This is a genomic window from Christensenella sp. KGMB01412 (genome assembly GCF_055522415.1).
Map to the genome: position 1 here is coordinate 26,400 of NZ_JBVFVW010000010.1, position 14,123 is coordinate 40,522.

General features: G+C 47.6%; 11 protein-coding genes. 10 read left to right on the forward strand and 1 reads right to left on the reverse strand.

Going from position 1 to position 14,123, the window contains the following annotated elements; genetic code table 11:
• Positions 1 to 139 precede the first annotated feature (139 nt).
• The 7 genes from ACS5WU_RS12370 to ACS5WU_RS12400 all read left to right on the forward strand — a co-directional run bounded on the left by ACS5WU_RS12370 (position 140) and on the right by ACS5WU_RS12400 (position 9,227).
• Positions 140 to 1,858 (forward strand): [Fe-Fe] hydrogenase large subunit C-terminal domain-containing protein, encoded by a 1,719-nt coding sequence (locus ACS5WU_RS12370; protein ID WP_059109244.1) that lies wholly within the window; start codon positions 140 to 142, stop codon positions 1,856 to 1,858.
• On the forward strand, positions 1,842 to 3,014 hold the full coding sequence (locus tag ACS5WU_RS12375) for a SpoIIE family protein phosphatase (protein ID WP_046444473.1): 1,173 nt from the start codon (positions 1,842 to 1,844) through the stop codon (positions 3,012 to 3,014). Before ACS5WU_RS12370 ends, ACS5WU_RS12375 begins: the two co-directional genes overlap by 17 nt.
• Positions 3,015 to 4,583 (forward strand): hypothetical protein, encoded by a 1,569-nt coding sequence (locus ACS5WU_RS12380; protein WP_046444472.1) that lies wholly within the window; start codon positions 3,015 to 3,017, stop codon positions 4,581 to 4,583.
• Positions 4,584 to 4,818: 235 nt separating this feature from the next.
• Positions 4,819 to 4,944, forward strand: coding sequence for a hypothetical protein (locus ACS5WU_RS12385; RefSeq protein ID WP_268904089.1), 126 nt, complete (start codon positions 4,819 to 4,821; stop codon positions 4,942 to 4,944).
• 213 nt (positions 4,945 to 5,157) lie between these two features.
• Positions 5,158 to 7,794, forward strand: a complete 2,637-nt coding sequence (locus tag ACS5WU_RS12390; RefSeq protein ID WP_465089182.1) for a response regulator — start codon at positions 5,158 to 5,160, stop codon at positions 7,792 to 7,794.
• Positions 7,795 to 7,821: 27 nt separating this feature from the next.
• Complete coding sequence (locus tag ACS5WU_RS12395) at positions 7,822 to 8,160, forward strand: Hpt domain-containing protein (protein WP_302760428.1); 339 nt, start codon at positions 7,822 to 7,824, stop codon at positions 8,158 to 8,160.
• 14 nt (positions 8,161 to 8,174) lie between these two features.
• On the forward strand, positions 8,175 to 9,227 hold the full coding sequence (locus tag ACS5WU_RS12400) for a response regulator (protein ID WP_046444471.1): 1,053 nt from the start codon (positions 8,175 to 8,177) through the stop codon (positions 9,225 to 9,227).
• Between the two features lie 57 nt (positions 9,228 to 9,284).
• On the opposite strand, the gene ACS5WU_RS12405 is transcribed toward ACS5WU_RS12400, so the two are convergent.
• A complete protein-coding gene (locus ACS5WU_RS12405; protein ID WP_465089183.1) occupies positions 9,285 to 9,995 on the reverse strand; it encodes a hypothetical protein in 711 nt (236 codons plus the stop codon).
• Between the two features lie 167 nt (positions 9,996 to 10,162).
• On the opposite strand from ACS5WU_RS12405, the gene ACS5WU_RS12410 reads away from it, so the two are divergent.
• The 3 genes from ACS5WU_RS12410 (at position 10,163) to ACS5WU_RS12420 (ending at position 14,088) form a co-directional block, all read left to right on the forward strand.
• On the forward strand, positions 10,163 to 11,404 hold the full coding sequence (locus tag ACS5WU_RS12410; protein ID WP_046444469.1) for a deoxyguanosinetriphosphate triphosphohydrolase family protein: 1,242 nt from the start codon (positions 10,163 to 10,165) through the stop codon (positions 11,402 to 11,404).
• A 309-nt stretch (positions 11,405 to 11,713) separates the two neighbouring features.
• A complete protein-coding gene (locus ACS5WU_RS12415; protein WP_302760429.1) occupies positions 11,714 to 12,658 on the forward strand; it encodes a hypothetical protein in 945 nt (314 codons plus the stop codon).
• Positions 12,655 to 14,088 carry a VanW family protein gene (locus ACS5WU_RS12420; protein WP_465089184.1) on the forward strand — a complete coding sequence of 478 codons (1,434 nt, stop codon included), beginning with the start codon at positions 12,655 to 12,657 and terminating at the stop codon, positions 14,086 to 14,088. Before ACS5WU_RS12415 ends, ACS5WU_RS12420 begins: the two co-directional genes overlap by 4 nt.
• Positions 14,089 to 14,123: the final 35 nt, after the last annotated feature.

The window sequence follows — 14,123 nt, forward strand, 5'->3', positions numbered from 1 at the left end:
TTATTTTCTGAATTATGATAACCGTGGCGGAGCGGCAAGCTCTGTCGCGGTTTTGGTCTATTTTTTATTACTGACAGGGAAGGCTCGCGAAAGGGATGCAATCTTTTTCGTGAAGCGACCGAAGGGAGCGCTGTATAAAGTGAGTATTATTCAATTTAAAGAAGCAAATTGTAAAAATTGCTATAAATGTATCAGAAGCTGCCAGGTGAAATCGATCGCCTTCAAAAACGAGCAGGCGGAGATCACGGAAAAGGAATGTATTTTGTGCGGACACTGCTTTTTGGTTTGCCCGCAAAATGCGAAATATATCAACAGCAGTATCGAAAAGGTAAAGGGTTACCTCAAAAACGGGGATAAAGTATACGTTTCGGTTGCGCCTTCGTTTGCAAGCTGCTATAAAGACGCGACGTTTCCGAAGATTTCATCCGCGCTCAAAAAGCTTGGTTTTGCCGGTGTAGAGGAAACATCCATTGGCGCCGCGCAGGTGTCGCGGAATTTTGGCGAGTTGATGAAGGAACACAAGATGAAAAACATCATCACCACCTGCTGCCCGACGATTGTTTTGCTGGTGGAAAAGTACTATCCGGAGCTTGTGCCATACCTTGCGCCGGTGGACGCGCCCATGACGGCGCATGGCAAGATGATGAAAGAGGTCTACGGGAGCCGTATCAAAACGGTTTTTGTCGGCCCGTGCATCTCCAAAATCCATGAAGCGCAGGATGAAGCGGGCGGCGGCGCGATTGACGCAGTATTGCTTTTTGACGAGCTGATGAAGTGGCTGGAAGACGAAGGGATCGACCTTGAAGCGGAGGATCCGGACGTACGGGAAATGAAAGCGACGATCAACAGGCTGTATCCAATTCCGGGCGGTATCATCAAAACCATTGATAAGCCGGTCCGCAAAAATTATAAATGCGTGGCGGTGGATGGAGTAGACCGCTGCATGGAAATACTGGATTCGTTGAAATCCGACGATATGAAGGACTATTTCCTTGAAATGAACGCATGCACCGGCAGTTGCCTTGGCGGGCCGGGGCTAAAGGAAATCAACCATCCGTTCCTTCAGGTAAAGGACCGCACGTTGCGTTATGCCAAAAACCGCAGCACGCCGCATGCGCCTGTTTCGGAGGATGTAAAGCTTGATTTTTCGCATCCGTATAAAGACCGCAGCGCGCACAAGCGCCAGCCCTCGGAAGAGGAGATCGAGCAGATTTTTGTCAAAATGGGCAAAACGTCTGAGGATAAGAAGCTGAATTGCGGCGGCTGCGGATACCCGACCTGCCGCGATAAGGCGATTGCCGTGCTGCAGGGAAAAGCGGACATCAAAATGTGCCTGCCCTTTATGCGTGAGAAGGCGGAAAGTATTTCCAACGTGGTGATCGACAATACGCCGAATGCGATTGTAATACTGGACAGCGACTTTAACCTGATGGAATACAACAGCATGGCTGCGGAGCTTTTTAAGCTGAACGAGAAGAATTATGTGGGCAGGCCTGTTTCCATGATCATCGATTGCGACGACATCGACGAGGTCAGGCAAAGCGGGGAAAATATTTACGACCGTAAAGTGTACTATAAGGACCTTGACATCACAGTGGAGCAGTCCACCATTTATGTGAAGGAAAACTCGATGTACCTGCTGCTCATCAAGGATATCACCGAGGATGAGAACCAGCAGAAAAAGATCAATGAGATGCGCGCGGAAACAGTAGAGGTAACGCAGGAGGTTATCAACAAGCAGATGCGTGTGGCACAGGAGATTGCGAGTCTCCTTGGAGAGACCACTGCGGAGACAAAACTGGCGCTTACCAAGCTGAAGAATTATATTCAGGAGAGCGAAGATGAGCGTATATATTGAAACCAGTAATGAAAGCCTGTTCAAATACGGCGAAGAGCTGTGCGGGGATAAGGTGGAGATCATTCGTAAAGGAAACTTTACGACCATCGTACTGGCGGATGGCCTGGGCAGCGGGGTAAAAGCGAATATCCTTTCCACGCTTTCGAGTAAGATTGCGGCAACGATGATCTCCGAGGGCGCGGATATCTATGAAACGGTGGAGACAATGGCATCCACACTGCCGGTATGCGCGGTGCGGGGGCTCGCGTATTGTACCTTTACCATTCTGCGCGTACATGAAAACGGCGAAGCTCACCTGATGGAGTTCGATAATCCGCAGGTTATCATTTTACGTGACGGAAAAGAACTGCCGGTTGATAAAACGGAAATTGAAATCGGTGACAAAAAGATACTGGAAAGCCATTTTGTGATGAAGGAAGGCGATATGTGCATTGCCTTTTCGGACGGGGCGATTCACGCGGGCGTCGGACAGACGCTGAATTTTGGCTGGCAGCGCGATAATATTGTGGAATATGCCTGCCGTGCTTACCGCAAGGAGATGCCCGCACGGGCAATGACCAAGCTGATGCTTTCGGCCTGCAACTCGCTTTACGATAATAAGCCCGGCGACGATACGACCTTTGTAACCACGCGGGTGCGGCATTCCTGCCCGGCGCACATCATGGTCGGGCCGCCGGTAGACTGCGGGCGCGACGAAGAAATCGTGGGACGGTTGCTTGATGTGGATGGCATCAAGGTGGTGTGCGGGGGGACGACCTCGCAGATCGTAAGCCGTATTTCCGGCAGGGAGCTGCGTGTTAAGATTGACTATAAAGATCCGGGAGTCCCGCCAATCGGCATGATCGACGGCATTGACCTTGTGACAGAGGGCGTGGTTACGCTCGCGAAAACGTTTGAGATCATGCAGACATATCTTTCCGAAGAAAGTAAAATGGAAGAGATATTCGATATTTTTAAACAGGACGGAGCGTCTAAGCTTGCAAAGCTGCTTCTGGAGGATTGCACAAAGGCACACTTCATTGTAGGGCGCGCTGCAAATCCGGCGCACCAGAATCCGGACCTGCCAATAGACCTGAGCCTGAAGCTTCGTATGGTAAAGGATATTTCAAGGCTTCTGAAGAAAATGGGAAAAGATGTGGAGATTGAGTACTGCTAAATGGTGATCAAGACGGTTGTCCTGAAACTGCATAATCTTTCGGGCGCGAAAAAAGCGGTAATCGACGATGCGATAAGCCGCTATAATCGTGCGCTTACCTACCTGTTTGGGCATACAAGGGAAAACGTCGGGCCAATCGCCAGCGAAATGAAGTCCGGGAGCGGGTTCCTGACGCGGCGTATTACGGCGCTGCTCAAAAAGGAAGTCATGGATGAGTTAAACCAGTTTGGAGTACAGCCTTTTAAGGATGCGCTGAAGCTCGATTATGCGATGACAATGGTTGGCTGGCTCTCCCTGCGTAAAACGCAAAAGACGGCTCGCTACCCGCATGGGGCATTGGACGAGGAGGCGTTTCAGGAGCGATTTACAGAGCTTGTGGGGGAGTTTGACGAACGGAAAATATGCCGAAAGGAATTTGAAGCCCAACTGGGAAGGCTGTATTCCTCGCTGCATATGCAAAAGCCGATCCTGTTTGGCCGTTATGCGAAAAACAGGGATTACTGTTTGCTTTATGATGAAGAGTCCGGCCGGTTTTATGCAAAAATATACCTGATGAGCGTTAAGGACAAGGCGCGCAGGGGCGGCATAGCGCGCGGTGATACAAAACTGAGGTATGTGTATGCGGGCAATGAACCCCTCGAAACAGACAACCGGCAGGAGCGGTATCTTGTCGTTCCGCTTTCCTTTGGCAAAAGGCAGCACGAGATTTTGCTCCAGGGCCTTAAAAATCCCAAAATGTTTAAAACAGCACGTTTGTCCTGTAAGGAAGGAGAGTATTATCTTTCTGTCAACGTGGCCTGCGAATATCCGCAGACAATCAGGAGCGAAACTTATCTTGGCATTACGCGCGGTCTCAGCTGTGCGGTATGTTACGCGGTCACGGACCGTGACGGGACGCTTGTTGCGGAAGGAAGGATACCAAAAGGGAAAAGCTTTCGCAGTAAAAACGGCATGCACGCCCTTGCAAATGGTCTTGTAGGCATTGCGCAGCAGTATAAAAGCACGGTAATCACCTACAAGCTGGGGAGCATCGGCGACAGGCTCACAAGCGGTGAGGAGCATGCACAGCTGACCTCAGGGGAATTTAACAAGCTTGTGGCTGTGGTTTTGTATAAAACGGAAGCGGCAGGACTGGAAAAGCCCGTGCTCGTAAGCCCGCGTGGGATATTTTACACTTGTCCGCGCTGTGGCAGGAATTCCTTCCGGAACCGTTTTTTTGGAGGCAGGATGATTTGCCTGAAATGCGGCTTTTCGGATACGCTCGAGCATATTGGGCCGCGGAACGCCGCCCGGCGCCTGATACAGTACGGATCGGCGGCACTTGTCTTCTATGCAACGCAGGGAAAGGACGATATCCTGATTGAAAATAAAATGCTGGAGGTAAAATACCACGCAAAAGCTTCTCGTGAGGCGGTGGAGCATTTTTATGATTATGTGGAGCAGCTGGCTTGTGATATGCGTGAGGGAAGGCTGCCGCTTGCAAAGAGGGATTCCAAAAAAATAAGTTACCAGAAGCGCTTTATGCAGGTAAAAGACGCGCGCAGGGAAGTTGTAATTATTGATCGATAAGGTTTACGGTGCATTTTGCTGCCGCATCGTCACGCTGGCGCTTGCCATATGACAAGCGCCGGGTGGACATCCGCCGAGCGGAACGCTATTGCGTAAAAGAGCAGCTATCTGACTCGAAGACACAGGTCTCCTGTGTCTTCTTTTATTGTAAAATAATAAAAAAATGTTTTTTATTCATTGCGACGGTTTACAAATATCTTGGCATTGTATTTATTTACCTGTCAAAGAGGGAAAGATGAAGCATTTTATTGCGGGATCAACAGGAAAATCAGCAATAATGGCGGTAACCATTATACCGGCCTTTCAGGTTGTTGCACAAAAAATTATACAGGGGAAACCCACGGTTTGGAAAACAGAATAAGCAGGCATATCCTGGCGCAGGGCCGGAAGTGTCTGCTTTTATTTTTTTAAAAAACAGGAACCAAACAAACATGTCTCGAAATAAAATGATATGGGGTGAATTTTGCACGGATGGTCACAATAAAATGCAAAATTCAAGATTTTTTATGAAAATACGACTGAAATGGGAATATTTATTGAATCCAGAACATATATACATTAATAGAGGGAAGTTATGAAGCAAAAGAAACAGTGGAGCCCCAAAAATATTAATGCGCTTTTGGTCATAACAGTGATCATAATATCAATCCTGGTCACAGCTTTTGCATATATGACGATTGGAAACACAGATAATCTGGCAGAGTATACCAGCCAGATTTACCAGAAACCGTATGCAGTAAACGATGCCGCGTGGAGGATGCGGCTGGAAATATTATATGCGCGTAATACGATGCTCGATTTGCTCAACTCGGATGGAAACCGCCAGCAGCAACAGGATGCGCTTGATAACATGTATCGGTACAGGGCGTTGCAGCAGGAACTGAAGAACACCCTGATGACGCAGTATGAGGGCGATAAAGCCACGGTAGAAAAGCTTTATGAGGATTTTGACCAGATACAGGCTCTTCACGACCAGGGAATTGCGTTGATTAAAGCCGGTCAAAAGGATGCTGCCACCACATTGCTGATGGATGAAGCATATCCGTTGTACCTTGAGGCGGAGGAGCTGGTACAGGAGATTATTGACGATTCACAGCAGGCTATGAGCGGCTATGTTCAGGAATCCTATATACTCAACGAGCAGACCAACCAGGCGGCGGTTGTATGGGGAATTGCGCTTGTAGCGCTTACCCTCCTGCTTTCAGTGCTCAGTGTGCGGACGATCAGCAAACGCAATGCAAATATTTATCACAACGACAAGCTGTTCAGCATAATATCGGAAAATGTAGACGCAGTTTTTATGGTGTATGACTGTAAAGCGCAGAGAGTGGAGTATATCAGTGAAAATGCAGAGCGCATTTTGGGATTTGCCGCGGAAGATTACAAAAAAAATATGGAAATTTCCCGCGCCTATTTTGAAGAAACCGAATTTTACAAAACAAGGGATTTTTTCAACACGAGCCCTGGCGAAATTCTGGAATATGAGTATCAGATAAAAGATCCGGATACAGGGCTCCAGAAGGATATTGTAACCAAGCGCTACCCGATCATTGAAGGTGGAGAGGTAGTTAAATACGTTCTGATGACAAGTGATCTTACAGAATTTAAAGAGTCGCAGAGCGCGCTGAAGGCGGCGTTGGAAAACTCGGAAAAGGCCAATTTGGCAAAGCGGGAATTCCTGTCAAGAATGAGTCATGAAATCCGTACGCCGATGAACGCGGTGATTGGTATGACGCGCATATTGGAATATTCCATGGACGATCCTGAGAAGGCGCAGGGGTGTCTCAGAAAAATCAATATGGCCTCTATGCACTTACTGGAACTGATCAATAATATATTGGATATGTCCAAGATTGAGAGCGGTAAGCTAGAGATCGAAGACAAGGAATTCAGTATTAATAAAATGCTCGGCGACATTGCGGTTATCATCCAGCCCAAAGCGGAAGAAAACAAATTGCAGTTTGACGTTGTGCTCAAAAACGTTGTGCATGACAGGGTGAAGGGAGATGAAATGCGCATCAAGCAGGTGATGCTCAATTTTCTTTCCAATTCTGTCAAGTTTACAAAAGAGGGGGGCATGATCAGGGTTACAGTCCGGGAGCTTGAAAAGCGCGGCAACCAAATTTGCCTGAGATTCAAGGTGAAGGATAGTGGAATCGGCATGAATGAAGAATTTATGTCGCGTATTTTTGAGCCGTTTGAGCAGGAGGAAGCGTCCACATACCGGAAATATGGCGGAACAGGCCTTGGAATGGCATTGTGCAAAACGCTTGTAGAGTCTATGGGCGGTACGATCGAGGTGGAAAGTAAAAAAGGTGAAGGAAGCGCATTTTCGTTTAACCTGTGGCTGGAGGCGCTCGCGGATCAGGAGCCGGGCGAACAGTTGTCCGAACATCTGAAGGAGCTGAGTGTGTTGATCATTGACGACGACATTGAAGTGCGAGGCCATCTGGAGCTGCTGTGCAGGCAGATGGGCGTTCAGGTGAAAGCGGTTGCATCCGGATTTGACGCAGCGTTGCTTTTTAAGGAAAACGCAAACAGGTTTGACGTATGCCTGATCGATCTGTATATGCCGGATGTGGATGGAATCCATACGGCTGAGTGGATCAGGGAAAAGGCAGGGAATGACATTTACATTGTGTTGATGTCGGCGTATGATTACAAAAATATTGAAAAAGAGGCGCTCATGGTGGGCGTGAACGATTTTATGCTGAAGCCCGTGATGATCGAGGATATTTCGAGCATACTGCGGCGTGCGGGCGGCGAGGTAGAGGCGCTTCCTGTTTGCAGGGAAACGAAATACGATTTCAGTGGCAAGCGCTTATTGATTGCAGAGGATAACGCGCTCAACCTTGAAATTGTGGAAGAACTCACAAAGCGTGTCGGGTTTGAGGTAGAGACTGCCGAAAATGGGAAAAAGGCCTTGGAAAAATTTCTGGAATCAGAGCCGGGGTATTACGATGTGGTACTAATGGATGTGCATATGCCTGAGATGGACGGATATGAAGCGACAAGGCTGATTCGTGCAAGCAACCATCCGCAGGCAAAGGATATTATTATTGTAGCAATGACGGCGAACGCTTTTTACGAGGATGAATTGGAAGCGTTGAAAAACGGTATGAATCTTCACATGTCAAAGCCCATCGAACCGGAGATTATATTTGCAGCTTTGCAAAAAATTTTGTATGATAAGAAGAGTAGGGGAATTTAATGAACGGCAGGGTGAGGAGGTTCACGAATGAATCGGGAAAAGTTAATTGCAGCGGGAATCGATTATGACGACGGTCTGAAACGCATGAGCGGGAATGAAGCTCTGTATGAAAAGTTTTTGATTAAATTCCTACAGGATGACAATATCCATATTCTGGAAAAGTCCGGACAAGTGGATACGGATACGGTATTTCGCGCGGTGCATACGCTTAAAGGTGTGAGCGCAACGCTTGGAATCAAAGAACTTGCCGAAGCCTGCGATGTGATTTGCAAGAAAATCAGGGCAGGCGAAACGGATTACGAACTGGACGAGGTTTACCGCCGTTATGGAAACGTGGCACAGGCAATCGAAGCGGAAGTAAAGTAAAGCGGGGGCGGCCTATGAAAGAAAAATTATTAATTGTCGACGATGTCGAGCTCAACCGGGCTGTGCTTGAGGAACTGTTAAAGCCTGAGTATGACACGGTATGTGCGGCGGGAGGCAAAGAAGCCGTAAGGCTTTTGGAAGAGAACGAAAATGAATTTGCGCTGGTTTTACTGGATGTTGTGATGCCCGATATGGACGGTTACGACGTGCTGCAATATATGGGCTTTAACAACATGATTCAAAATGTGCCTGTAATCATGATTACCGCTGAGGATTCTGCAGAAGCGGAAGAAAAAGGCCTTTCGATGGGCGCGGTTGATTTTATCAGGAAGCCTTTTGTACCCGAGGTCGTTTTGCGTCGCGTCAAAAATATGATTGCGTTATTCCGGTACCAAAATGATCTTGAAAACGTACTGGAAGAAAAATCAGAGACGCTGTCCAATATCAATGAAATTATTGTGGCGGTACTGACTTCCGTACTGGAAACGAAAACGCCGGAAACAAAAGAACATATGCAGCGTGTGAGGCTTTATACCAAAGAGTTGCTGAAATATCTCTACGAGTATTACGACGATAAGTATGGATTGACGCCGCAGGTGATCGATACGATTTCCATCGCGTCGATCCTGCATGATATCGGGGAGTTGCTGATCCCGGAATCGATTGCGAATAAGACGGGCGGATTATCTCCTGAGGATACGCTGATCTGGCAGCAGCATACGATCAAAGGATGCAAACTCATAGAGCCGCTTGGCAGTATTGAAAATAAAACGTATGTCAAATATTGCTATAATATCTGCAGGTATCACCACGAGAAGTGGGACGGTTCCGGTTTCCCGGATAATTTATCCGGCGATGATATTCCAATATGCGCGCAGGCAGTAGCGATTGCCCACAAATACGATTATCTTACAATGACAAAAAATTGTTCTCATGAGACGGCGATGCGTAAAATCAAAGAAGGCGAATATCATGCTTTTTCACCTGTACTCACAGAAACGTTTATGCTTGTGGAAGATGAAATCTGCGCGATTCGCGAAAGGAATCCAAACAGGACGAACGGATGATTTATTTGAATCAAAACAAAAAGCTCCCGATCAAACAGGAGCTTTTTTATTGGTTTTTTATTTTGCCTGCGCGTCATGCACAAGGATTGTCTGTGCGTTAGCCTGCGGGGGAATTGAGAAAGTCATACGTCCGTCCGTAGAAACCGTTACCTTTTGGCCGACCGCTAAATCCGCCACAGCCATGTTACTTCCAGTGTCTTCCGAAGTGATTTTTGTATCGGAAGAAACGACTGCACGCAAATCGTTGACTGGCTCGCCATCCGGCTCGTTTTGCACGTATACCAGATAGTAGTCCTTATCTTTGGTGATTTCCGTAATCTCACCGGTAACGCTCGTTTGTCCGGTTGAGCCTTCAAGCAGCGTTCCGCCGGACTGTGCAACGATAACGATAGAAACGGGAGTGGCCTGCGGCGGCTCGGAAGCGGTCACAGGAGTGGTGGGGGAGAGGTATACCTCAATCGCGTCGCCGACTGAAATAGCGCCCTCTTTAAAGTTTTCAGTCTGGCCGTCCAGCGTAACGGGCACGTTTTTGTCGACATTCAGTATCATGAGCGAATAATTTGACTGGCTGCTGCCGTCTTTTCCTGCATCCACCGTGATCTGCGTTACATCGTCGGAAGGAACGATCTCCGTTACCTCTCCGGTAATTGCAAGAATAAGATCCTCAGTGGGTACGGGCGATTCCGAAGCCGGTGCGGGCGCGCAACCCGCAAATAAAAACAGCGAGCTTACAGTGACCGCTAATATTCCAAGAAAGCTTTTTTTCATCATGTTTATCCTCCATTGATTTTCATCACTATAATAATACACTCTTGCCGGGCCGGTCAAACCTTGCCCGTCAGCCGATCAATATTTTTAATGATAATGGCCGCTACGCGAAAATACTGGATTTTTTTGATTTTATGGTATAATAAGGCTGTAAAGGATGAATGAGCATGAAAAAGAAATACATTGAACTCGATCCGCAGGTACAGGCAGCGGTAAGCGCGGATCTGGAACGTAAGCAAAATGAAATGTGCGCCTATGCAACACGTGATGAAAGCTCGATGCGCAGGGAGGAAGAAAAATTCCGTATACAGCGGCCTAATTTCTCCAAGGACAGCGAGAGGATTTTGTATTGCCGGTATTTTAACCGGTATGCAGACAAAACGCAGGTGTTTTCTTTGTACAAAAACGACGACATCACGCGGCGTATTTTGCATGTTCAACTTGTGTCGCGCATTGCGCGCAATATTGGCAGGATGCTGAATTTGAATCTTGACCTGATTGAAGCAATCGCTCTGGGGCACGATTTGGGGCATACGCCCTTTGGGCATGCCGGAGAACGGTTTCTGTCCGCGCTTTATTATGCGCATACGGGCCGCTATTTTAATCACAATGTGCACAGCGCGCGCATACTGGACAAGGTGTTGTCGCTCAACATCAGCCTGCAGGTGCTGGACGGCATACTGTGCCATAACGGGGAAAAGGTCAGCGGGGAATACCGCCCGCACACATATGGCACCGATAAGCCGGAGGAAGCTTTTGGCAAATTTGACGACCTGATGGAGGAATGCTATACCGACGAGAGCATGGTTGGAAGGCTCGTTCCTTCCACACTGGAAGGATGCGTGGTACGTCTTTCCGACGTTATTGCTTACCTTGGAAAGGACAGGCTGGACGCGGAAACGCTCAAGATCGGCGGTGTGCAGCCGTTTTCTGAGAATAATGTGCTTGGTTCAACCAATTCGGAGTTTATCAACAACCTGATTACAAACGTGGTGTCAAACAGCTACGCAAAACCATATATCAAGCTGGACGCGGAATACGCCCAGGCGCTCGCTTATGAAAAGCAGGTGAATTTCCAGCGGATATACGAGCCGCAGGATAAAAACGAACCGTATCCAACGATCAAAAAAATGTTCGAACGGGTGTATGAAAAGCTCCTGCAGGATTTTGAAGCCGGCGACGAACGAACGCCCATTTTCCGGCATCACATCAACCATGTATACCGTGGCTTTGCGCGGGCGGCCGGACTGAAGGAAGCTTATCTTAAGGAGGAGCCGAATCAGGTAGTGGTGGACTATATCGCCAGCATGACGGATGACTACTTTATGGACCTGCATGAATTCTTGTTCCCGGATGCTCCAAAGCTGGAATATATTTCCTATTTTTCGAAGAAAAAGGATAAAAGATAAGCGGTTCGCGAAAACGTGGATATTTGATTGCCCCTGTTGATAAAACAGGGGTTTTTTAAAAACAAGACTGAAACAGTATTGTTTTTAAAAAAGGCAGTAACCGCTGTATATATTATTGAAAATGCCAAAAAATGTGAACATAAAGGCATTTTTTCATGAATAATAGTTTGATTTTCAATCTGGATAATGATAAAATAAAATACGCATGAATATTTTTTATTACAAGATAAACGGCGCTTGGAATTGTTTTGACGCGGCTGTCACGCATGGTTTCCAAAATGCCGAATTAAGAACAGGGAATGATACCGGATGCAGTATATAATCGGTCTGGCTGTAATAGGAATCATAGTGGTCTTGGTGATCAACCGAAAGAGTCCGGCTTATCGTTTGGGCGGAATTCTGATTGTTGCGCTTGCTGCTGTTGCGGCGGCGCTGTTTTATCATTATGCGCTTTCTTTTGACGATGTCGGGCAGCTGATTCTGGCCGGGATGTTTACGGTTGTATTTCTGATTGTGCTGTATTTTGTAATTTTCCTTGCGAGGAAGAAGGCAAGGGAATATGCTGCCGCAGCTCCGGAGCGAAGGGAATTGCGCGAAGAGAAGCAACGGCTGCGTATGCAGGAAGCTGAAAACAAACGCCAGTTAGTGCAGGCGGAAAGAAAGCCAAAAGGGGAACGGCCTTCCCGCCGCCGGCTGGATGTTGATACGCAGATGATGGAAGAGCTTGCCGGCAGGACGGTGGGCGAGGTACTGGCAAATAGTGAACCGGATGAAGCGTTGGCGGATACTGCGGAAACACATCCGGTAATGGAAGAGGAAATTGAGGTTGCGCCGGCGAAAGAGGAAGAACCATATTTTGCCGATTGGAAAGAACCTGTGGACGTACCAGTGGATAAGAAGGCAGAAACGCAGGCAGAAAACGCAGGTGAAACGGTACAGGAAGAGGTCTTGGAGCCAGTGGAACTTGAAATAGAGCATGAAGAAGAACTGGAATATCAGGTAGAAGATGCCATGGAAACGGAAACGCGGGAGGCGGTTTTCGTGGAGGAACATCAGGAGCCGGAAGAACCGGAAACAACAGAAGAAGAGAAAAAGAATGAACAAATGAAGGAGCTTCTTGGATTGATTCAGGAAAAGCAAAAGCAACAGGCTCTGGAGAAAGTATTTATGATGTTAGGGGAATATCAGTGGAGCAGCGATGAGAAGCAGAAGCTGAAATTGGTACTGCTTACACTGGAGAACAGTAAGGAATGAGAAGGAAATCTTCCGACCGGTACCCTGGAAACAAGGGGAAGGATCAGGGAAAAAAGAATACTGGACAACACAAACTTGCGATCAATCTTCTTGTCGTATTTATTTTTGCGGGCGCAACGGTATTGCTTGGAATAGGCGCGGGGATGAAGAATATTGTGGAAGCGCCTGTTTTTGGACAGGGAGTTTGGATCGATGATGTGGACGTAAGCGGCTGGACGCGGGAACAGGCGGAAGCGACATTATGCCAGACCGTTGAACAGGAAGCGCAGGACGTTGAAATCAAGCTGACATTCAATGACAAAGAGAAAACGTTCAACGCCCAGGAGCTTGGGATCAAGTCCAATATCCATGAGATAATAGATCAGGCGTTTGAGGCAGAGAAAGATCCGGATAAATCACTTGTACAAAATTATGAAACCGCACTGGAACAAAAGGCCGGAAAACGGTACTATTCAGGCATAGAGACAGACAAGCAAACGCTTGGAAACAGCGTGGAGGAATTTATTGGGAAAAACAGCGTGCAGGCAACGGATGCAAGCACGACGTTTCATAAAGATACGCGCCGTTTTACCTATACCGCGTCAAAACAGGGAATTACAGCGGACACAGCCGGTGTGATCGCCGAGCTTTCAGAGCGTATCCAAAACAAAAATTTTGACGCGCTGCAGGTAATGGGGGAGATCGTTTATCCGAAGGTGTCTGAGGAGGATCTGAAAGAGAATACGGTTTTGATCGGCTCGTGCGAGACGATTGCTACAGATAATGCGAACAGGAACACAAATATACGTCTGATGTGCGAGGCGGTAAACGGGCTTAAGCTGGAACCGGATCAGCAGCTTTCCATTAATGAGCTGGTAGGACAGAGGACGGCTGAAAAAGGTTTTAAGGAGGCGGCGGCAATCGCAGACGGTAAACGCCTGGTAAATGAGCTTGGCGGAGGGATATGCCAGTTGTCCGGCACGCTTTATAATGCGGCTCTCAGGGCGAATATGGAGATCGTGGAGCGTGTGCACCACAGCTTTCCGTCGGAATATCTGCCGATTGGCCTGGATGCGACGCTCAACTGGGACGATAAAGACCTGATCATCAAAAACACGAGCGAATATCCAATCTATATCAGCGCCGAGCTTGACGGAAAGATCGTAAGGGTAAACCTCTATGGCCAGCCGCTACCCGATGGAACCGAAATTGAAATCGTCAATAATATTTTAAAGGAAACCGATCCGGGCGATCCGGATATTATTGAAACCGACGAGATTCCCGCCGGGACTCGACAGTTGATCCAAAAAGAGCATAAGGGCTACGACGTTGAGGTATACAGGAACTATTACAAGGACGGCAAGCTGGAGAAAAAAGAACTGATATCAAAAGACCACTTCTCTGCAATCAAGGCGGAAATCCTGCAGGGAACCAATAAGGTCATTAAATAAAATGATATGAAAAATAAGATCAGGAGGATATGATC